This window comes from Acidiphilium rubrum (assembly GCF_900156265.1).
In the GTDB taxonomy this organism is placed as follows: domain Bacteria; phylum Pseudomonadota; class Alphaproteobacteria; order Acetobacterales; family Acetobacteraceae; genus Acidiphilium; species Acidiphilium rubrum.
In genome coordinates, this window is record NZ_FTNE01000018.1 from 1 (window position 1) to 20,008 (window position 20,008).

The 20,008-nt window shown below is 64.9% G+C and carries 18 protein-coding genes and 1 pseudogene; 11 read left to right on the forward strand and 8 right to left on the reverse strand.

The annotated features are described in order from the left end of the window. Positions 1 to 455, forward strand: a pseudogene (locus BW994_RS19700) (hypothetical protein); the annotation flags it as partial. A 190-nt stretch (positions 456 to 645) separates the two neighbouring features. On the opposite strand, the gene BW994_RS13055 reads toward BW994_RS19700, so the two are convergent. From BW994_RS13055 to BW994_RS13070, 4 genes are read right to left on the reverse strand one after another with little or no spacing between them, the layout of a single operon-like run. After that, the gene (locus BW994_RS13055; RefSeq protein ID WP_029314103.1) at positions 646 to 945 is read right to left on the reverse strand and encodes a 4a-hydroxytetrahydrobiopterin dehydratase; all 300 of its coding nucleotides are present in this window, start codon (positions 943 to 945) and stop codon (positions 646 to 648) included. A 12-nt stretch (positions 946 to 957) separates the two neighbouring features. Further along, positions 958 to 1,416 (reverse strand): copper chaperone PCu(A)C, encoded by a 459-nt coding sequence (locus BW994_RS13060; RefSeq protein WP_217696462.1) that lies wholly within the window; start codon positions 1,414 to 1,416, stop codon positions 958 to 960. A gap of 14 nt (positions 1,417 to 1,430) precedes the next feature. After that, complete coding sequence (locus BW994_RS13065) at positions 1,431 to 2,096, reverse strand: glutathione S-transferase family protein (RefSeq protein WP_029314105.1); 666 nt, start codon at positions 2,094 to 2,096, stop codon at positions 1,431 to 1,433. 9 nt (positions 2,097 to 2,105) lie between these two features. Then, on the reverse strand, positions 2,106 to 2,975 hold the full coding sequence (locus BW994_RS13070) for an alpha/beta hydrolase (protein ID WP_051657648.1): 870 nt from the start codon (positions 2,973 to 2,975) through the stop codon (positions 2,106 to 2,108). A 174-nt stretch (positions 2,976 to 3,149) separates the two neighbouring features. Here BW994_RS13070 and BW994_RS13075 point away from each other — a divergent pair, with 174 nt between their 5' ends. The 7 genes from BW994_RS13075 (at position 3,150) to BW994_RS13105 (ending at position 8,854) form a co-directional block, all read left to right on the forward strand. Beyond that, entirely contained in the window at positions 3,150 to 3,386 is a 237-nt protein-coding gene (locus tag BW994_RS13075; RefSeq protein ID WP_035231661.1) for a hypothetical protein, read from the forward strand. A gap of 35 nt (positions 3,387 to 3,421) precedes the next feature. Continuing rightward, positions 3,422 to 4,270, forward strand: a complete 849-nt coding sequence (folP, locus tag BW994_RS13080) for a dihydropteroate synthase (protein ID WP_051657649.1) — start codon at positions 3,422 to 3,424, stop codon at positions 4,268 to 4,270. A gap of 31 nt (positions 4,271 to 4,301) precedes the next feature. Continuing rightward, the gene (gene glmM / locus BW994_RS13085) at positions 4,302 to 5,684 is read left to right on the forward strand and encodes a phosphoglucosamine mutase (protein WP_029314108.1); all 1,383 of its coding nucleotides are present in this window, start codon (positions 4,302 to 4,304) and stop codon (positions 5,682 to 5,684) included. Then, positions 5,685 to 6,494, forward strand: coding sequence for a bifunctional hydroxymethylpyrimidine kinase/phosphomethylpyrimidine kinase (gene thiD, locus BW994_RS13090; RefSeq protein ID WP_029314109.1), 810 nt, complete (start codon positions 5,685 to 5,687; stop codon positions 6,492 to 6,494). Positions 6,495 to 6,546: 52 nt separating this feature from the next. Beyond that, on the forward strand, positions 6,547 to 6,969 hold the full coding sequence (locus tag BW994_RS13095; RefSeq protein WP_029314110.1) for an organic hydroperoxide resistance protein: 423 nt from the start codon (positions 6,547 to 6,549) through the stop codon (positions 6,967 to 6,969). A gap of 121 nt (positions 6,970 to 7,090) precedes the next feature. Continuing rightward, positions 7,091 to 7,615 (forward strand): A24 family peptidase, encoded by a 525-nt coding sequence (locus BW994_RS13100; protein ID WP_051657650.1) that lies wholly within the window; start codon positions 7,091 to 7,093, stop codon positions 7,613 to 7,615. A 24-nt stretch (positions 7,616 to 7,639) separates the two neighbouring features. Beyond that, a complete protein-coding gene (locus BW994_RS13105) occupies positions 7,640 to 8,854 on the forward strand; it encodes an AAA family ATPase (protein ID WP_029314113.1) in 1,215 nt (404 codons plus the stop codon). 268 nt (positions 8,855 to 9,122) lie between these two features. On the opposite strand, the gene BW994_RS13110 is transcribed toward BW994_RS13105, so the two are convergent. Genes BW994_RS13110 through BW994_RS13125 form a run of 4 tightly spaced genes read right to left on the reverse strand, consistent with a single transcriptional unit; the run spans position 9,123 to position 13,962 of the window. Beyond that, entirely contained in the window at positions 9,123 to 9,716 is a 594-nt protein-coding gene (locus tag BW994_RS13110; RefSeq protein ID WP_029314723.1) for a GNAT family N-acetyltransferase, read from the reverse strand. Positions 9,717 to 9,723: 7 nt separating this feature from the next. Beyond that, positions 9,724 to 11,643: an RNA polymerase sigma factor RpoD gene (gene rpoD, locus BW994_RS13115; RefSeq protein WP_029314721.1), complete on the reverse strand. Its 1,920-nt coding sequence runs from the start codon at positions 11,641 to 11,643 to the stop codon at positions 9,724 to 9,726. 46 nt (positions 11,644 to 11,689) lie between these two features. Then, positions 11,690 to 13,501, reverse strand: coding sequence for a DNA primase (gene dnaG / locus BW994_RS13120; RefSeq protein WP_029314719.1), 1,812 nt, complete (start codon positions 13,499 to 13,501; stop codon positions 11,690 to 11,692). Beyond that, positions 13,498 to 13,962 carry a GatB/YqeY domain-containing protein gene (locus BW994_RS13125; RefSeq protein ID WP_029314718.1) on the reverse strand — a complete coding sequence of 155 codons (465 nt, stop codon included), beginning with the start codon at positions 13,960 to 13,962 and terminating at the stop codon, positions 13,498 to 13,500. Before BW994_RS13125 ends, dnaG begins: the two co-directional genes overlap by 4 nt. Positions 13,963 to 14,071: 109 nt before the next feature. Between BW994_RS13125 and carA the strand changes: the two genes are divergently transcribed. From carA to carB, 3 genes are all read left to right on the forward strand, one after another. Then, positions 14,072 to 15,421 carry a glutamine-hydrolyzing carbamoyl-phosphate synthase small subunit gene (gene carA, locus BW994_RS13130; protein WP_029314716.1) on the forward strand — a complete coding sequence of 450 codons (1,350 nt, stop codon included), beginning with the start codon at positions 14,072 to 14,074 and terminating at the stop codon, positions 15,419 to 15,421. Positions 15,422 to 15,482: 61 nt separating this feature from the next. Next, the gene (locus BW994_RS13135) at positions 15,483 to 16,664 is read left to right on the forward strand and encodes an ATP-binding protein (protein WP_029314715.1); all 1,182 of its coding nucleotides are present in this window, start codon (positions 15,483 to 15,485) and stop codon (positions 16,662 to 16,664) included. A gap of 81 nt (positions 16,665 to 16,745) precedes the next feature. After that, positions 16,746 to 19,988, forward strand: a complete 3,243-nt coding sequence (carB, locus tag BW994_RS13140; RefSeq protein WP_029314713.1) for a carbamoyl-phosphate synthase large subunit — start codon at positions 16,746 to 16,748, stop codon at positions 19,986 to 19,988. Positions 19,989 to 20,008: the final 20 nt, after the last annotated feature.

The following is a 20,008-nucleotide window of genomic DNA, read 5'->3' on the forward strand; positions in this document are numbered from 1 at the left end:
GGCCCGCCGCCTATTTCCCCGGCCCGCCGCCCACCCTGCCGCGCAGCTTCGGCTGGGTCCGCCGCGTCGTGCCGCATTGCAACACCAACAGCTACATCAGCCAGATCGAGCACCTCCTCACCCTCGCGGAAACCACCGAACTCATCGCCACCCACCCCGCCACCGCCCGCGCCCTGCGCCCGCTCTGCCACATGCTCGGCATCCGCCTGCCCGACTATCTGAAACGCCCCCGAAAACACCCGAGCGCCACCAAGCCCCGGCCCAAGCGCCCCCGCAAACCCAAGCGCCAGCCCAGCTTCATGGACCAATACAAAATCAACCCGGACGGCAGCATCGACTTCACACCAGAACAACTCCGCGATATCCTCGGCCCACCCCCACCGCCCGTGCCACCCTGGCACCAGCCGTTCATCCCCTCCTTCAACGTCAAAAAACTCTGGCGGAAGGGGCCGTGATTTCGCACGTCCTATTCATTGCGATAGCGTAACAAAAAGCACAAAAAGGGAAGGCAAGGTCTTCTTTTTTGTGAACAAAAAAGAAGCAAAAAAAACTTTGTTAATTTGGGCCCGTGCCGATTCAAACGCCCGTGCCCCAGGGTCAGAAAGTTTTTTGCTTCTTTTTTCCAAAAAAGAAGCCTTCCTTCCGCTACCCAATCATATCAATCGCCTCAGCCAACTTGATATCCCGCTCCGACAACCCGCCCACCTCATGCGTCGACAGCCGGATCGACACCCGGTTATACACATTCGACCAATCCGGATGATGGTCATGCGCCTCCGCCAACAGCGCCACCCGCGTCATGAACGCAAACGCCGCCGCGAAATCCTTGAACACGAATTTCCGCTCGATCGCATCCAGCCCGCCCTCGGCCTGCTGCGCAAAACTCCACGCCGGCAGCAAATCCACCAGCGCCGCCCGCGCCGCATCCGTCAGTTTTTCGACCATGCTGGCTTCCCCTCAGTTCTTCACAATCGGCCGGCGCGCCTGCTCATACCCCTTGGCACCGTCCGGCTCGACATGCAGATACAAAATCACCTTGCCCGCATCGAGAAAATCGACGCTGCACGGAATCATCGCATGGGCATAAAACCGAAACCGGTTCTGCTGCAGCATCAAATGCGTCTGATCCGGCGCCAGCGTCAGCGTCTCACCCGGCTTGATCACCAACCCCCCCACTGGCTGCCCCGACCGATCGAGCAGCAGCGTATGATGCGCAATCGGGCAACTGGTCGAAACCAAAGTATCCGGCGCCGTCCCGGCATTATGGATCGTGAAATACGCCGGCGTCGTCTTGCCCGCCTCGGTCGTCTGCCGCGTCCAGCCGTGCTTGACCGTAATGCCCAGCGGCACCGTATCGTCACCCTGCGCCAAGGCCGGCATCACCGCCGCCCCGCACAACACCAGGCCCGCGGTCATCACACCACGAAATTTCATGTCACCGCCTCATATTTGTCGATCATCCAGGACGCCGGCTCACCCGCCGCACCATCATACCACGCAACCACCAGCGGATGCATCCGCACCGCCGCCATATAATCCACCGCCACCGCAGGCAGCACCGGCTCATACGTCAAAAACCGCGAAACCACCGGCGCGAACATGATATCCGCCCCGGTCAACGCCTCGCCGAACAAATACCGCCCCGCCCCACCAAACCGCGCCCGCGCCTCAGCCCAGATCGCGACGATCCGCTCGATATCCGCCGCACTCCCCGGCGTAATACCCAGGCCAGGATAACGCCGGCAGCAATTCATCGGCATCGCCATCCGCAATTCGCGAAACCCGCTGTGCATCTCCGCACTGATCGCCCGCGCATGGGCCCGCGCCACGCGCTCGCCCGGCCACAGCCCGGGCGCAATCTCCGCGCAATATTCCAATATCGCCAGACTGTCCCAAACCCGCGCGCCATCATGCTCCAGATACGGCACGAACCCGGACGGCGAAGCCGCCCGCACCGCCGCGGTATGCCCGCCGGACAGCGGAATCACCCGCTCCTCCACCGCAATCCCCGCACAGCGCACCGCAAGCCACCCCCGCAGCGACCACGAGGAATACCGCCGGCTCCCGATATATAAAACAGCGTTCGACTGACCCATGCGCAAATGTTAGCCCGGATTCGCCGGCCCGGCCATATCGCGCGGCCGCGCCACCGCCGCCGCGAGCCGCGCCCGCACCGTCTGCGCCACGAACGCGCGGATATCCGCAAGCACCGGTGTCGCCAGGTTCAGCGGCGGCAAGGTCGAAAGCAGCAACCGGATATGCCCGATCCCCGGATAGATCCTGGTATCCACGCTCGCCCCCGCCGCCCGTAGCTTCGCCGCCAGCGAGGCCGTATTGGCCGGCGCCACCAGCCGGTCCTGCGCCCCGGTCACCAACAGGCACGGCGGCGCCTCGGCATCGACATGCGCGATCGGCTGGGTATCCACCAGATCAGCCGCGTGCCCGAAAATCTTGCGATACACCGGCCCGGTGATCGGCAGAAAATCATACGGCCCCGCCAGCCCAATCGCCCCGGCCAGCAACCGCCGGTCCGATTTCGCCCCCGCCAGATACTCCGGCGCCAGTGCGAGCATCATCGCCAGATACGCCCCCGCCGAATGCCCCGCGACGAACACCGCCTCCGGATTGCCGCCATAGGCGCCAATCTCGCCAAACACCCACGCCGTCGCCTTGGCGGCATCATGAATGAAATCGGGATACCGCACATCCGGATACAGCCGATAGTCCGGCACCACCACGATCAACCCGAGCCGCGCCAGCGCCGCACCGACAAACCGATACTCCGCCCGCGCGCCGCTCTGCCACGACCCGCCATAAAAAAACACCACCACCGGCAGCGGCGCGCGCTGCCGCGCCGGCCGATAGATATCAAGCCGGTGATACGGGTTCGGCCCATATACCACATCGCGCGTCAGCGCCGTGCCGTAGCGCGGCGCAAGAGCGTTCAAAAGATCGATCTGACTCGGCAGTTTCATCCGGCTGTTTCAATGACTAGGCAGTTGCTGCCCGGCACATCATGCCGGGTGGGTCGTTTCGGCCGGGTGGCATCCAAGGCGAACCAAGGCGCACGGCCGCACCGACGCTGGCACGTTATCTGCAAAGCCCGTCCTTGCCTACCGAATTATCATTCATCTTAAGGAGAGCCCGCCATGATGCTTCCCGTCACCGCCGTCGCCGCGCAGCCGATCGCCTATGCCGGCGGCCAGGCTTCCACCGCCAAACCCGGCTTCGCCGCTGCCCTGCAGGCAACCCTCGCGCAACTCCAGGCCACCAATCACGGCCTGACCGCCAATTCATCGGCCAACCATCACCACCACGACACCTCGTTGTTCGGCACCTCCGCCAACAGCGGATCGGCCAGCAGCCTCACCATGCCGCCCCTCTGATTGGCGCGCCCGAAAAATCCGGTTATGCCCGCCCCATGCCGGATCATCCCACCCAATCTCCAATCCCGCACTGGGCCGGACTGCCGCTGACCGCCCCGCTCGTGATGGGCATCCTCAACCTCACGCCGGACAGTTTTTCGGATGGCGGTGCCCACCCCGATCCCGCCGCCGCCATCGCCCACGGCCTCGCCATGCGCGCGTCCGGCGCCGCCATCATCGACATCGGCGGTGAATCGACCCGCCCCGGCGCCACCCCGGTGCCGCCCGACATCGAAGCCGCGCGCATCATCCCGATCATCCGCGCGCTCGCCGAAGCCGGCGTGGTGGTCTCGGTCGATACCCGCAACGCCCCCACCATGGCCGCCGCCCTCGATGCCGGGGCCGCCATCATCAACGACGTCTCAGCCCTCCGCCACGACGAACGTTCCGCCAAGCTGCTCGCCGAGCGCGGCGGCCCGGTCATCCTGATGCACATGCGCGGCACCCCCGCGACCATGAACTGCCAGGCCCACTACGCCGATCTCCTGACCGAAGTGACCGACGAACTCGCCGCCCGCCGCGACGCCGCCATCGCCGCCGGCATCGCACCCGCCGCCATCGCGCTCGACCCCGGCTTCGGCTTCGCCAAAATCGCCCACCAGAACATCACCCTGCTGCGCGGGCTCGATCGGCTGTGTGCGCTCGGTCACCCCATCCTGGTCGGCGTCTCGCGTAAACGCTTCATCGGCGACATCGCCCAGGTGGCCGAACCCGCCGCGCGCGACCCTGCCTCGCTCGCGGCTGCCCTGTTCGCCGCCCGCCACGGTGCTGCCATTCTCCGCGTGCACGACGTCGCCGGTACAGTGCAGGCGCTGCGGGTATCCCAGGCGCTCGAACCGGCTTGATTATCGAACCGAAAAGGACTTCGCTCCGGCCATGAACCAGATCGCCCCCCAAACCCGCCCCCGCCGCCTGTTCGGCACCGATGGGATTCGCGGCCGCGCCAACGTCGCCCCGATGACCGCGGAAATCGCCCTCAAGCTCGGCCAGGCCGCCGGTCTGCTGTTCACCCGCGGCACCTATCGCCACCAGGTCATCATCGGCAAGGACACCCGCCTGTCCGGCTACATGCTGGAGCCGGCACTCACCGCCGGCTTCATCGGCGCGGGCATGGATGTCACGCTCGCCGGCCCGCTGCCCACCCCGGCCATCGCCATGCTCACCCGCAGCCTGCGCGCCGATCTCGGCGTGGTGATCTCCGCCTCGCACAACCCGTTCGAAGACAACGGCATCAAACTGTTCGGCCCGGACGGCGCGAAACTCTCCGATGAAACCGAGTCCGAAATCGAAGACCTGATGGCGCAGGACCTCAGCGACCGTCTGGCCCATGCCTCCTCGCTCGGCCGCGCCATCCGTCTGGTCGATGCCGGCGGCCGCTACATCGAATCCGCGAAATCCAGCCTGCCGCGCGGCCTGCGGCTCGATGGGCTGCGCGTCGTGCTCGATTGCGCCAACGGCGCCGCCTACAAGGTCGCCCCCGCCGCGCTGTGGGAACTCGGCGCCGAGGTAATCCCCCTCGGCATCAATCCGGATGGGTTCAACATCAACAAGGATTGCGGCTCGACCGTGCCGGGCTTCCTCTCGGCCGCGGTGATCGAGCACGGCGCCCATCTCGGCGTCGCCCTCGATGGCGATGCCGATCGCGTCATCCTGGTCGATGAACGCGGCACCGTCATCGATGGCGATCAGGTCCTCGCCCTGATCGCGCGCGCCTTCCAGGCCGATGGCCGGCTCGCCGGCACCGAAGTCGTCGCCACCGTGATGTCCAACCTCGGGCTCGAACGCTACCTCGCCGGCCTCGGCCTCGGCCTGCACCGCACCGCGGTCGGCGATCGCTACGTCGCCGAAGCCATGCGCGCCCGTGGCCTCAATCTCGGCGGCGAACAATCGGGCCATGTCATCCTGTCCGATTTCGCCACCACCGGCGATGGTCTGATCGCCGCGCTGCAAGTGCTCGCGGTGCTGGTGCGCGACGGCAGGCCGGCCAGCGCGGTCTGCCGCCTGTTCGATCCACTGCCGCAACGCCTGCGCAACGTGCGCTACCAGGGGGCTTCGCCGCTGCGTAGCGCCGCCGTGCTCGCCGCCCAGGCGGAAGCGGAAAAACGCCTCGAAGGCACCGGCCGCCTGCTGATCCGCGCCTCAGGCACCGAACCGCTGATCCGCGTGATGGCCGAGGGTGAGGACGAAGCGCTGATCGTCGCCATCGTCGATGAACTCTGCGCCGTGATCGAGGCGGCTTCGGCCCCAGCCGTGGCCTGATTGAACCCGCCGCGCATCCTCGCGATCGGCGGCTCTGACAGCGGCGGCGGCGCCGGCATCGAAGCCGACATCAAGACCATCACCGCGCTGGGCGGCTATGCCATGACCGCGATCACCGCCGTCACCGCGCAGGATACCGTCGCGATCCACGCGATCACGCCGATCCCGCCCGCCATGGTCGGCCGCGCGATCGCCATGGTGCTGGCCGATATCGGCGTCGATGCCATCAAGATCGGCATGCTCGGCAGTGCGGCGATGGTCGAAACCATCGCCGCCGCCCTGGTGCCGTTGCCGCGATCCCTGCCGATCGTGCTCGACACGATCCTCGCCGCCACCAGCGGCACGGACCTGCTCGACCCCGATGCGGCGGAAATCCTGCTGCGCGACCTGATGCCGCTGGCGACCCTGATCACCCCCAACCGCCACGAAGCCGCCAAACTCTCCGGCCGCACGATCGACACGCCCGCCGATGCCATCACGGCGGCGCGCCTCCTGTGCGATCGCGGGGCTCGCGCGGTCCTGTTGAAAGGCGGGCATTTCGATGCCAGCGTGCTGATCGACCGGCTGATCACGCCCGATGATGTCCAATCCTTTCCCCAACCGCGCATCGACACAAGCCACACCCATGGGACCGGCTGCACCCTGGCCAGCGCCATCGCGCTCGGCTTGGCCGAGGGGCTCGATCTGCCGGCGGCGATCATCCGCGCGCAGGCTTTCCTGCAAGCCGCCCTGCGCGCCGCGCCGGGGTTTGGTGCCGGCCACGGCCCGATGGGCCATGCCGCCGCGGCACCCGGTCGCCCCCTTGCATGACAGGCGCATCGTCCTGATCTCTCGCGGGCCATAAACCAAGGAGGTCATCGCAATGAAAACACTGTATCACGCCCACGGCCACGCCACCGGCGGGCGCACCGGCCATGGCTCGACCGATGACGGCAAGCTCGATCTCGATCTGAGCACGCCGAAGGAACTCGGCGGCGACAACGGCCCCGGTACCAACCCCGAGCAATTATTCGCGGTCGGGTTTTCCGCCTGCTTCCTCGGCGCGCTGAAATTCGTCGCGGGCCAGGAAAAGGTGAAGGTGCCGCCCGAAACCAAGGTTACCGCGGACATCGGCATCGGCCCGCGCGACGATGGCGCCGGCTTCGGCATCACCGCCCATCTGACCGTCTCGATCCCCGGTATGGACAAGGCGCAGGCCGAAGATCTGGTGAAAAAGGCCGAAATCGTCTGCCCCTACGCCCACGCCACGCGCGGCAATATCGACAGCCGGTTTACCGTCGCCTGATCATCGTTTGTTAATGTCTATCGGTTAAACCCGATGCCATGGTCATTATCCCGCCCATGGCATCGGCCCCGTCTCCGCATCACGGCCCGATGCGCAACCACCTAATGCACGCCGTACGACCGTGAGCGACCTGACCCAGGCATGGACCGGGCTGATCGCCGCGTGCCTGCTCTATGCGGCGGCCTGCGACATCTCGGTCCGGCTGATCCCGAACCGCCTCAGCGCCGCCGTCATCGCGCTGGCTTTGCCGTTTCGGCTCCTCGATCACGATCTGCTGCCCGGCATCGCGGTCACGCTCCTGATGTTCACGGTGCTGACCGGTGCCTGGCTGTTGCGCCTGATCGGCGGGGGCGACGTCAAATTCTGGACCGCCTGCTCCCTGCTGATCCCGCCCAGCGCCGCGGCGCAGGGATTGTTTTCGCTCCGCGTCATCCTGTGCGGCGGCGGTGTGGCGCTCGCCTATCTGGTGTTGCGCCTGTTGGTCCGCAGCACGCTTCCGATCGCCGCTTTGCCGCGCTCGCGCCGTTGGATCGCGCGGGTCTGGCGCGCCGAGCAATGGCGCGCACGGCGTAACGGATCGATCCCCTATGGCGTCGCCATCGCGCTCTCAGCCTGGGTGACCTTCGTGCCATCGGTGCCGCACTGATGAGCGGGCAGGGGAGCAAGATCCATGAGTGAAGCCCTTGCCGTCCGTAGCGGACAACCTGCCAAGCCGGTCCGTCGGCGCCCGGACCAACTCACGGTGCTCGGCTTCGTCACGGATGCGAACAGCGAAACCGTGCTGCGCGATGGGTTGAACGACCTGGCCCAGAACGGCATCGCCAACACCGCCGATATCCGGCGCGGCACCATCAAGACCGCGATCACCGCAATGATGCGCCTGGCCGCACCGCAGATCCTGGTGATCGACATCGCCGGTGACGATCAGCCGCTGCAATCGCTCGCCGCCCTCTGCGATGTCATCGAACCCTCGATCAGCGTGCTGGTGCTCGGCGAGATCGACGATGTCGAATTATACCGCTCGATCAGCCGCCAGATCGGCGCGGTCGATTACATCTTCAAGCCGATCACCCGCGAAATGGTCGCGCGCTACTTTGCCTCGCTGATCACCAATGACTCCCACATCGTCGATGCGACGCGCGGCGGCCGCGTCGTCGCAATCACCGGCGCACGCGGCGGCGTCGGTGCCAGCACGGTCGCCTGTGCGCTGGCATGGTTCCTTGGCGTCGAGTCCAACCGCCACACGTTACTGCTCGATGCCAATCCGTTCATCGGCGTGGCGCTCGATCGGTTCGGCGTCGAACCCCACCGATCGTTCGGTGACCTCCTGACCGAAACGGAAGGGACCCCGACCGAAGTATTCCTCGATGCCGCGGTACCCGTGCAGAATCGGCTCGCGGTGCTCGGCGCCCGGCCCCATCTGGCGTCCGAGCCCGATGCACCGGTCGGTGCCGCGCGGCGCATCATCGATGCGGTTCGATTCCGCTACAATTTCGTCGTGGTCGACCTGCCGGCCCTGCCACTCCAGTCGCAGCGGGAGTTGCTCGAACTCACCCATCACCGGGTCATCGTGCTCGATCCAAGTGTGGCCGGGCTGCGCGATACACTCCGGCTGCTGGCAATTCCGAACAACCCCGGCCAGCCGCAACGCCCCACGATCCTCCTCAATCACGAGGGCAGGGCAGGGGGGTTGAAACGCAAACATATCGAGGAAGCACTCAAACGCCGGGTCGATGTTGCCGTCCCCACCCAGCCAAAATTATGGGGCACCACCACCCCGATCGGCAAACTGATCGCCGGCACCAAAGCGCCCCTCGCCCGCATGGTCCACGACCTCTCGCGCGAAATCGGCTTCGAATCCGGCCGCAAGATCGATCGGGCGTAATCTGATGCCGGCCGGCTTGAGGGTGTGGGGCGCCGGCAAGCAAGGCCAGGGGCTCTGCCCCTGGACCCCGTTAAAGGCGGAGCCTTTAAAATCCATTAGTTTTAGGCAAGGGGAGGGCGACCCAGGCCAGATCGACTGAACCACCGAGGCAGCGCCCTCCCCTTGCCTAAAACTAGCGGGTTCTAAGGGCTAAGCCCTTAGTGGGGGTCGAGGGGGCAAAGCCCCTCGTCTTGCTTGCTGGCGCCCCACACCCTGTAGCCGGCCGGCATCACGTCGTGCCGGGGCGGAGGTGATCTGGGATGGTGAAGCCGAGTCTTTGGGGGATGTCCCAGACTTCGTTGACTTGGCGGGTGATGCGAAATCCGGCGCGGCGATAGTTTGGCAGGGCGCGTGGGTGATCGGCGGTGCATGTATTCACGGTCATGCCGCGCACTGGGCCTGCGAACACGCGGTCGATTGCGGCGCCGAGCAGGGAGAAGCCGAGGCCTTGGCCGATCGCCTGGGGCAGCAGGCCGAAGTAGCTCAGGTTGATGTCGGGCCAGTAGGTTGCGTCGAGCTCGAAGAAACCGGCGGGTTCGCCGTTATAGGTCAGGACGTGCACCGCGATTGCCGGGTCAGCGAGCAGGTGGGCCAGCATGTCATCGGGCATCATCCGGCGGAGCCACCACAGCCATGGCTGGCCGACGCGGTCGTACAGGGCGCGGTAGGTGCTGACATCGAGCCGTCGCGCCGGTTCGATCACGGCGCCGGCCGGCAGAGGGAGCCACACGACCGGCGGTTTGCGGTCGAGCCGCATGAACGTCACCGTGACGATCACCCGATCGATCGCTTCGCCGGGCCGGGCGCGGGCGTAATCCAGCATATTCGCCTCAGTCTTCGAGGAAGCTCCGCAATTTCCGGCTGCGTGACGGGTGTTTGAGCTTGCGCAGTGCTTTCGCCTCGATCTGGCGGATGCGTTCGCGGGTCACGTTGAACTGTTGGCCGACTTCTTCGAGCGTGTGATCGGTATTCATGCCGATGCCGAACCGCATGCGGAGTACGCGTTCCTCGCGCGGGGTGAGCGAGGAGAGCACGCGCGTCGCGGCTTCGCGGAGGTTGGCATGAACCGCGGCATCAAGGGGTATGATCGCGTTCTTGTCCTCGATGAAATCGCCGAGGTGGCTGTCTTCCTCATCGCCGATCGGGGTTTCGAGGCTGATCGGCTCCTTGGCGATTTTCAGCACTTTGCGGACTTTTTCGAGCGGCATGCCGAGTTTTTCGGCGAGTTCTTCCGGTGTTGGTTCGCGGCCGATTTCATGCAGCATCTGGCGTGAGGTGCGCACCAGCTTGTTGATCGTTTCGATCATGTGCACCGGAATTCGGATGGTACGGGCCTGATCGGCGATGCTGCGGGTGATCGCCTGGCGGATCCACCAGGTGGCGTAGGTGCTGAATTTGTAGCCGCGGCGGTATTCGAATTTATCGACCGCCTTCATCAGGCCGATATTGCCTTCCTGGATCAGGTCGAGGAATTGCAGGCCGCGGTTGGTGTATTTTTTGGCGATCGAGATGACGAGGCGGAGATTGGCCTCGATCATTTCCTTTTTGGCGCGCGTCGAATCGCGTTCGCCGCGCGACACGGTTGCGTAGACCCGGCGGAATTCCTCGATCGGCAGTTGCGCCTCGGCGGCGATGCGGCCGACCTGGGCGCGCAATTCGGTGATCTGTGTGCCATAGCGCGGCACGAACAGTTTCCAGCCCTTGCCGGGCAGTTTGGCCACTTCGTCGAGCCAGGCCGGGTCCATTTCGCGGCCGCGATAGGCTTTCAGAAACTCGTCGCGCGGCACTTTGCAGCTTTCGGCGAGCCGCATCATCTGGCCTTCCAGCCCGTTCATGCGCTGGTTGAGCTCCTTCAACTGGATCACCAATTCCTCGATCCGGTTGGTGTGCAGCCGCACCTGCTCGACCTTTGCGACCAGTTCGTCGCGCAGTTTTTCGTAGGTTTTTTCCGAGCGGGTGCTGGCTTCCTCGCCGGCGTTCAGCGCGTCCAGCCGTTTGTGCTGGAGCTTCATGAATTTCTCGTAGAGCTTCTCGATTTCGGTGAAGGTCTCGAACACTTCGGGCTTTAGTTTTTCCTCGACCGCGGAGAGCGACATGCCGCTGCCTTCGGATTCTTCCTCGTCGTCGATTTCCTCGACCACGGGTGCCGACGGGTTGAACCCGGCATCGCCGCCGCCCTGGGTCGCTTCGAGGTCGATCACATCGCGGAGCAGCATTTTGCCGTCTTTGAGGGCCTCGTGCCACGAAATGATCGCGCGGAAGGTCAGCGGGCTTTCGCACAGGCCGCCGATCATCATGTCGCGCCCGGCCTCGATCCGCTTGGCGATCGCGATTTCGCCCTCGCGCGAGAGCAGTTCGACCGTGCCCATCTCGCGCAGATACATCCGCACCGGGTCATCGGTCCGGCTGCCGCTGCTCTCGCTGATGTTGCCGGCCGGCGCTTCTTCGTCGGCCTCGACCGCTTCCTCTTCCTTTTCGGCGGCGGGGGCGGCTTCGGTATCTTCGGCTTCCTCGCCCTCCACCACCTGGATGCCCATTTCACTGAGCATCGACATCACGTCTTCGATCTGCTCGGAGCTGTTCTGGTCGGACGGCAGGACGGCGTTCAGCTCATCGAAGGTGATGTAGCCGCGCTCCTTGCCCTTCGCGATCAGTCGCTTGACCGAGGCGGATTGGATGTCGAGCGTGACCGTATCGGCCTCGGCCTCGGGTGCGGTGGTTTCGGTCTGGGTCGCCTGTTTCGTCGCCATCAGTCGTTAGTCTCCAAGGCAAGAGAGAGATCGCACATCATTCCGGTCAAAATACGGCATCGCTGTCGGATTCGCCGCGCTCGACTCGCTTGAGGGCAATCACGCATATGCGGTGCCGCTCGAAATTTTCAGGTGTCGGATCAGATTCGAAACGGAGTCTTTGCTCTTCGCATTGCACTTGCAGATGCTTCAAATTCATGAGCCCGTAGATCCCGTACCAAGATGCCTCCAACTCAGCCATCGCGGCTGCGTCATTGTCGGGAGCGCGTTGCGGCATGAGCGCGAGCAAGGGCTCGGCCACATCCCGCAGACCCGATTGGGTCAAATGGTTGAGCAGATCGTCCGAGTCAAGGGCCTTTGCCGCATGAAACCATTTTGCCATCGAATCGCGCAGCCGGGCGCAATCATCGGGCAGGGCCAGCAGGCCGAACGCTTCCTCCAGATCGGGCAAAAGTGTCGGATGGCAAAGCAGAATTGCGGTCAGCAGCCGTGCGCGGCGCGCAGAGGTCGTTTCGGCATCGATCGCGGGGCGGGGCAGGACGATGTGCGGCGATGCGGGCCGTCCGCCGCCGTTGCGCCGGGCCTGCGTGCCGGCGGTGAAGGACTGGCGGCGTTCGGCATAGAGGCGGTCGATCAGGGATGCGCGATATTCGCCGGCCAGGGAACGATCCTCGATGCTGCGCGCCGCCGCTTCGAGGCGTTTGCGAAATGCGGCGCGGCCTTCCGGCGTGGTGCGCTGGGCACCCTCGGCCAGCATGTCGTATAGGGTTTCGGCGAGATTAGGGGCGGCGGCGATCAGGGCTGCGAGGGCTGGTGCGCCTTCGCGGCGGACGAAACTGTCCGGATCGTCACCCTCCTTGAGCCTCAGGATGGCGAGCCCGCGATCCGGTGCGAGGGCTTTCAGGGCAAGCTCGGTCGAGCGCAGTGCGGCGCGCCGGCCAGCGGCATCGCCATCGAAGCACAGCAGCGGGCGCGGCGAGATGCGCCATAATTCAGCGAGATGCGCCTCGGTCAGAGCGGTGCCGAGCGGGGCGACCGCGCCAGTGAAGCCGGCTTCGTGCAGGGCGATGACGTCCATATAGCCTTCGACAACGATGAGTGCGGCGCCGTTGCGGACGGCGGCGCGGGCGATGTCGAGCCCGTACAGGGTCTGGCGCTTGGAGAATAAATCGGTCTCCGGGCCGTTGAGATATTTCGGCTGGCCATCGCCCAGCAGGCGGCCGCCGAAGCTGATGATGCGGCCGCGACGGTCGCGGATGGGGAACATCACGCGGGCGAAGAAATAATCGACGGGGCCGCGCTCGCCCGCCTTCATCAACCCCGCCTCGATCAGTCTGGCGGGCGTGATGTCCTGGCGGGCGAGCGCTTCGCGCAACGTGCCGCGCCCTTCGCCGGACCAGCCGAGGCCGAACCGCTCGATGATGGAATCGCTCAGGCCGCGTCCGCGCAGATAGGCCAGGGCCGCCGCACCCTGTGGGGTGCGCAGCAGGCGGCGATATTCCGCACCGGCCGCCTCCAGCACATCGGACAGGTCGGCTTCGCGCCGCGCGGCTTCGGCGGCCTGGGGGGTGGGTTTCGGCACGGCGAGGCCGGCCTCGGCCGCGAGGCGTTCGACCGCTTCCATGAAGGTCGCCCCTTCGTTCTGCATGACGAAGCTGATGGCATCGCCATGCGCGCCGCAGCCGAAGCAATGGTAGTGATCGTCATAGACGTAGAACGACGGCGATTTTTCGTTGTGGAACGGGCAGCAGCCCTTCTGGTCGCGCCCGGCGCGCTCGAGCCGCACCTTGCGCGCGACCAGCGTTGCCAGCGGGGTGCGGGCGCGCAATTCGTCCAGAAAATTGGGCGGCAGGCTCATGGTGCGGCGAGTTTCGCCTTCACTGCGGCCGAGGCGGCGGCCATGTCGAGCGCAGGACCATGGGCCGCCTTCAGCGCGGCAATGACCTTGCCCATGTCTTTCGGGCCGGTGGCGCCGCTGGTGGCGATGGCCTGGGCGATCGCGGCATCGAGCGCCTCGCCCTGCAGGGTACGGGGCAGGTAGGCTTCGAGGATGACGATTTCCGCGGCCTCCTGATCGGCGAGGTCGGGGCGGTTGCCCTGGCGGTACTGCGCTTCGGACTCGCGGCGGGTTTTCACCATGCCGCGCAGCAAGGCCACGATGTCTTCATCAGAGATCGCATCGATGCCTTTGGGGCGGGCCGCGATATCCGCATCCTTCAGTTTGGCGGCGGCCATGCGCAGGGTGGAGACGGCGAGCGGCTGGCGGGCGAGCATCGCCGCTTTCAGGTCGGCCTGGATCTGGGTTCGTAAGGCGCTCATGCTATTCACTCCATTATCACCCTGGCGTTGCGGAAACTATTTCCGCAATGACCTTGGGCAGTCTGTTTTTGGTTGATCCCGGATTTAATTTCCGGCATACCGCATCATCATGCCAAAAACCATCGCTGAACTGATCGATCGTCTGGGTGGTGCCGAAGCGGCCGCCCGGCTTACCATGGTTTCAACCGAAGCGGTTCGCAAATGGCGCAGTGCCGGTGCGATTCCGGCCCGGCACTGGCCGGCGGTGCTCGCCGCGACCGGGTTTTCGTTGCAGGACCTGCCGGGTGGCAGCGCGCCGGATGGGGTGACGGCGCGGCCGGATGCCGCGACGGCGGCGCTGGTGCTGGGCGATGGACAGGTGTTCTGGGGCAAGGGGTTCGGCGCGTTCAGCGCCGGGATGCCGGCCGAGCTGTGTTTTTCGACCGGGATGACCGGGTATCAGGAAACGCTGACCGATCCTTCGTTCGCCGGGCAGATCATTACGTTCACGTTTCCGCATATCGGCAATGTCGGGGCGAACGGTGAGGATATCGAGGCGGCGACGAGTTTTGCCCGTGGCCTGGTGATCAACCGGGATATCACGGCGCCGTCGAGCTGGCGTGCGGCGGAGGGGCTGGATCGCTGGTGCCGGCGGATGGGTCTGGCGGGGATTGCCGGGGTCGATACCCGCGCGCTGACCCGCACGATCCGCGATGATGGACCGCCGAATGCGCTGATCGCGTTTCCACAGGATGGTCAGTTCGACCTCGATGCGCTGGTTGCGCGTGCGCGGGACTGGCCGGGTCTGGCCGGGATGGACCTGGCACGCGAGGTTTCGTGCACCCAGACCCATGAGTGGACCGAGACGCTGTGGGACCGGGTGAGCGGGTTCGGCCGGCAGACGGCGCCGCGCCATACCGTGGTCGCGGTCGATTTCGGCGCCAAGCGCAATATTTTCCGCAGTCTGGCGAGTGCGGGGTGCCGGGTGATCGTGGTGCCGGCGACGGCTTCGGCGGAGGATATTCTGCGCCACCGGCCGGACGGGGTGTTTCTGTCGAACGGGCCGGGTGATCCGGCGGCGACGGCGGTGTATGCGGTGCCGGCGATCCGCAGTGTGCTCGATGCCGGGGTGCCGCTGTTCGGAATTTGCCTCGGGCATCAGTTGCTCGCCCATGCGCTGGGGGGGACGACGTACAAGCTGGCGCGCGGGCATCGGGGGGCCAATCAGCCGGTGCAGGAGATTGCGACCGGCAAGGTTGAGATCACCAGCCAGAACCACGGGTTTGCGGTGGACGAGGCCTCCTTGCCGGCGGATGTTGTGGTGACGCATCGCAGCCTGTTCGATGGGTCGAACGAGGGGATTGCCTGCGCCGCGAAGCGTTGTTTTTCGGTGCAATATCATCCTGAGGCGAGCCCGGGGCCATCCGATGCGCATCATTTGTTCGGGCGGTTCACGGCGATGCTGGCGAAGGGCGTATAGGGAGTTTACGGGGTTATATGGTGTTTGGTGTATAACCGGGTAAACTTTGTATAACTGAGCGATGAACCCTGTTCGCAACCCTTTTGCGCCCGGCGCCGGCACCAGGCCTCCCGAGTTGAGCGGGCGGGTCGGGCTGCTGGAAGAAACATCCGTTGCGATCGGGCGGGCGAAGCTGCGGCGGCCCGCTAAATCGATGATCGTGGTCGGATTGCGTGGGGTGGGCAAGACCGTGCTGCTCAACGAATTCGATCACATGGCAAGAGATGCGGGGTGTCGAACGATTCTGATCGAGGCGCACGAGATCAAGCCGTTGCCCGATCTGCTGGTACCGCCGTTACGGCATTTGTTGCTGGAGCTCGACCGCCTGGGAACGCTCTCGGAGGCGGTGAAGCGCGGGTTGCGCGTGTTGAAGAGTTTCATGGGTTCGGTGCGGTTGAAATACGGTGAAGCTGAGATCGCGCTGGAGATCGATCCGGAGGTTGGGGCGGCGGACAGTGGCGATCTTGAGATCGATCTGCCTGCGGTGTTTCAGGCGGTCGGCCAGGCTGCGATCGACCGGGGGCAGACCGTGGTGCTGCTGATCGATGAACTGCAGTATTTGAAGCAACGCGAGATGAGCGCGCTGATCATGGCGTTGCACCGGATCAATCAGGACCGGTTGCCGATTCTGATGTTTGGCGCCGGGTTGCCGCAGGTGTTGGCTCTGGCCGGGAAATCAAAATCCTACGCGGAACGGCTGTTCGATTTTCCGCGGGTGGGGTCGCTGTCGGGTGCGGATGCGGCGGACGCAATTCGTAAACCGATCGAGGCCGAGGGTGAGCGGATCACCGCGGCGGCGCTGGCCGCGCTGATCGCGCAGACGCAGGGGTATCCGTTCTACCTCCAGGAATGGGGCTATCAGGCCTGGCAAGTGGCGCGGCAGTCGCCGATCGATGTCGCCGATATCGAAGCGGCGACGGTGGTTTCGATCCGCCGGCTTGATGAGAGTTTTTTCCGGGTGCGGTTCGATCGTCTGACGCCGCGCGAGAAGGATTATGTGCGGGCGATGGCGAGCCTGCCGGGATCGGGGCCGTATCGGTCGGGGGATGTGGCAGACGCATTGGGGTTGCCGGTGCGGACGGTGGGACCGGTGCGGAACAATCTGATCGCCAAGGGCATGATCTATGCGCCGGCGTATGGGGATACGGCTTTTACTGTGCCGTTGTTTGAACTTTTTCTGAGACGGATCATGCCGCCTGACTAACGGGGTCTGGGGCCCAAGGCCCCAGCGGGTGCAGGGCGGAGCCCTGCTGCTTATCTTCATCGTCTAACTCAAGGACTGACCATGCCCAAGCGGACCGACCTCAAATCAATCCTCATCATCGGTGCTGGTCCGATCGTGATCGGCCAGGCCTGCGAGTTCGATTATTCCGGGGCGCAGGCGTGCAAGGCGTTGCGCGAGGAGGGGTATCGGGTTGTGCTGGTCAACTCCAATCCGGCGACGATCATGACCGATCCTGAGCTCGCGGATGCGACGTATATCGAGCCGATCACCCCGGAGATGGTGGAGAAGATCATCATCAAGGAGCGGCCGGATGCGTTGTTGCCGACCATGGGCGGGCAGACGGCGCTGAATACCGCGATGGCGCTGGCGAAATCGGGCGTGCTGGACAAGCATGGGGTCGAGCTGATCGGGGCCAAGGCGGATGTGATCGATCGGGCGGAGGATCGGTTGAAGTTTCGCGATGCGATGGCCGAGATCGGGATTGAAAGCCCCAAGAGTGCGATTGCTCATTCGCTGGATGAGGCGCGGGCGGCGCTGGAGCTGGTGGGGTTGCCGGCGGTGATCCGGCCTTCGTTCACGCTGGGCGGCACGGGGGGCGGGATTGCGTTCAACCGCGAGGAGTTTCTGGAGATTGTCACCAGCGGGCTCGATGCGTCGCCGACCACGGAGGTGTTGATCGAGGAGAGCGTGCTCGGCTGGAAAGAGTACGAGATGGAGGTGGTGCGCGACGCGGCGGATAATTGCATCATTGTGTGTTCGATCGAGAATATCGATCCGATGGGCGTGCATACGGGTGATTCCGTGACGGTGGCGCCGGCGCTGACGCTGACGGACCGGGAATTCCAGATCATGCGGGATGCCTCGATTGCGTGTCTGCGCAAGATCGGCGTGGATACCGGCGGGTCGAACGTGCAGTTCGGCGTCAATCCGGCGGATGGGCGGATGGTGGTGATCGAGATGAATCCACGGGTGTCGCGTTCATCGGCGCTGGCTTCGAAGGCGACGGGATTTCCGATCGCGAAGATCGCGGCGAAGCTGGCGGTGGGGTATACGCTGGATGAGTTGCGCAACGATATCACGCAGGTGACGCCGGCGAGTTTCGAGCCGACGATCGATTACGTGGTGATCAAGATTCCGCGTTTCACCTTCGAGAAGTTTCCGGGCACGCCGGCGTTGCTGACCACGGCGATGAAGTCGGTCGGTGAGGCGATGGCGATCGGGCGGAATTTCGCCGAGGCGTTGCAGAAGGGGTTGCGCAGTCTGGAAACCGGGCTGTCCGGGCTCGATGAGGTCGAGGCGCCGGGCGATGGCACGCATGATGCGTTCCGCGCCGCATTGTCGACGCCGCGGCCGGATCGGTTGCTGATTGCGGCGCAGGCGTTGCGGGCCGGGCTGTCGGTTGCGGATATTCATGCGACGTCGAAATTTGATCCGTGGTTTCTCGAGCAGATGGCGGAGATTGTCGCGGTGGAGCGGCGGATTGCGCGCGAGGGGTTGCCGGAGGATGCGATCGGGCTGCGCGCGATCAAGGCGCTGGGGTTTTCCGACAAGCGCCTGGCGCAGTTGAGCGGGCGTGCCGAGGCATCGATCGCGGCGGAACGCGCGGCGCTTGGCGTGGTGCCGGTGTATCGGCGGATCGACAGTACGGCGGGCGAGTTCGCATCGGCCACATCGTATATGTATGCGACGTATGAGGGCGGATTTGGCGTGCCGCATTGCGAGGCGGCGCCGACCGACCGGCGGAAGGTCGTTATTCTGGGCGGCGGGCCGAACCGGATCGGGCAGGGGATCGAGTTCGATTATTGCTGCGTCCATGCCGCCTACGCGCTGCGTGAGGCGGGGTTTGAGACCATCATGGTCAATTGCAATCCCGAAACGGTTTCGACCGATTACGATACGTCGGACCGGCTGTATTTCGAGCCGCTGTTCGCCGAGGACGTGATTGCGCTGATCCGGCGCGAGCAGCAGGACGGCACGGTGCTCGGCTGCATCGTGCAATATGGCGGCCAGACGCCATTGAAGCTGAGCCGGGCGCTGGAGGATGCGGGGATTGCGATTTTGGGCACCTCGGCCGATGCGATCGATATTGCCGAAGATCGTGAGCGGTTCCAGGTTTTGTTGAAATCGCTCGGGTTGCGCCAGCCGGAAAACGGTACTGCGCGGTCGGCGGCGCAGGCTGAGGCGATCGTCGAGAAAATCGGGTTTCCGGTGGTGATCCGGCCGAGTTACGTGCTGGGCGGTCGGGCGATGGAGATTGTGTATGATCTGCCCAATCTGCGGCGCTACATGCGCGAGGCGGTGATCGTTTCGGGGAGCAATCCCGTGTTGATCGACCGGTATCTGAACGATGCGATCGAGGTGGATGTCGATTGCATCGCCGACGGCCAGACGGTCTATGTCGCGGGTGTGATGGAACATATCGAAGAGGCCGGCATTCATTCGGGAGACAGTGCGTGCTCGCTGCCGCCCTATTCGCTCTCACCCGCCGTGGTGGCCGAATTGCGTTCGGAGACCGAGGCGATGGCGAAGGCGTTGAACGTGATCGGGCTGATGAACGTGCAGTTCGCCATCCAGGGTGACAATGTCTATGTGCTCGAGGTGAACCCGCGGGCGTCACGCACGGTGCCGTTCGTCGCCAAGGCGACCGGCGTATCGGTGGCGAAAATCGGTGCGCGGGTGATGGCGGGGGAAACGCTCGCCTCGTTCGGCCTCGATGACAGCGTGATGCGCAGCCATGTCGCGGTGAAGGAGGCGGTATTTCCGTTCGCGCGGTTTTCCGGCGTCGATGTGCTGCTCGGCCCGGAGATGAAATCGACCGGCGAGGTGATGGGGCTGGATGCGAGTTTCGCGCGCGCCTTCGCCAAGGCGCAGCTGGGCGCGGGGGTGAAGCTGCCGCGCGGCGGCACCGTGCTGCTGTCGGTGCGCGATGGCGACAAGGCGGCGATCGTTTCGATTGCGCGGCGCTTCGTCGATCTCGGGTTCACCATCATGGCGACGCGGGGGACGGCGGCGCATCTCTCCGATGCGGGGATCACCGCGCGGGCGGTGAACAAGGTGCTGGAGGGCCGGCCGCATTGCGTCGATGCGATTCGTTCGGGCGAGGTGCAATTGGTGATCAACACCGCCTCCGGCGCGCAGACGGTGGCGGATAGTTTCGATATCCGCCGTTCCGCGCTGACGCACGGGGTGCCGCATTTCACCACCATCGCCGGGGCGCGCGCGGCCTCGCACGCCATAGCAGCCCTGGCTGCGGGCAGTCTTGAAGTTGCGCCGCTTCAGTCGTATTTTCCCCAATCGTTTTAATCGGTGCCGTGGCCGGAAAC

Excerpts from the sequence above, each read along its gene's own strand:
- BW994_RS13060 (WP_217696462.1), bottom strand. The coding sequence starts at position 1,416 with ATGACCGCGGGCCTGGTGTTGTGCGGGGCGGCGGTGATGCCGGCCTTG.
- BW994_RS13095 (WP_029314110.1), top strand. The coding sequence starts at position 6,547 with ATGAAAACACTGTATCACGCCCACGGCCACGCCACCGGCGGGCGCACC.
- folP (WP_051657649.1), top strand. The coding sequence starts at position 3,422 with ATGCCGGATCATCCCACCCAATCTCCAATCCCGCACTGGGCCGGACTG.
- BW994_RS13110 (WP_029314723.1), bottom strand. The coding sequence starts at position 9,716 with ATGCTGGATTACGCCCGCGCCCGGCCCGGCGAAGCGATCGATCGGGTG.
- carA (WP_029314716.1), top strand. The coding sequence starts at position 14,072 with ATGCCAAAAACCATCGCTGAACTGATCGATCGTCTGGGTGGTGCCGAA.
- rpoD (WP_029314721.1), bottom strand. The coding sequence starts at position 11,643 with ATGGCGACGAAACAGGCGACCCAGACCGAAACCACCGCACCCGAGGCC.
- BW994_RS13125 (WP_029314718.1), bottom strand. The coding sequence starts at position 13,962 with ATGAGCGCCTTACGAACCCAGATCCAGGCCGACCTGAAAGCGGCGATG.
- dnaG (WP_029314719.1), bottom strand. The coding sequence starts at position 13,501 with ATGAGCCTGCCGCCCAATTTTCTGGACGAATTGCGCGCCCGCACCCCG.
- BW994_RS13065 (WP_029314105.1), bottom strand. The coding sequence starts at position 2,096 with ATGGGTCAGTCGAACGCTGTTTTATATATCGGGAGCCGGCGGTATTCC.
- BW994_RS13055 (WP_029314103.1), bottom strand. The coding sequence starts at position 945 with ATGGTCGAAAAACTGACGGATGCGGCGCGGGCGGCGCTGGTGGATTTG.
- glmM (WP_029314108.1), top strand. The coding sequence starts at position 4,302 with ATGAACCAGATCGCCCCCCAAACCCGCCCCCGCCGCCTGTTCGGCACC.
- BW994_RS13070 (WP_051657648.1), bottom strand. The coding sequence starts at position 2,975 with ATGAAACTGCCGAGTCAGATCGATCTTTTGAACGCTCTTGCGCCGCGC.
- carB (WP_029314713.1), top strand. The coding sequence starts at position 16,746 with ATGCCCAAGCGGACCGACCTCAAATCAATCCTCATCATCGGTGCTGGT.
- BW994_RS13135 (WP_029314715.1), top strand. The coding sequence starts at position 15,483 with ATGAACCCTGTTCGCAACCCTTTTGCGCCCGGCGCCGGCACCAGGCCT.
- BW994_RS13075 (WP_035231661.1), top strand. The coding sequence starts at position 3,150 with ATGATGCTTCCCGTCACCGCCGTCGCCGCGCAGCCGATCGCCTATGCC.
- BW994_RS13105 (WP_029314113.1), top strand. The coding sequence starts at position 7,640 with ATGAGTGAAGCCCTTGCCGTCCGTAGCGGACAACCTGCCAAGCCGGTC.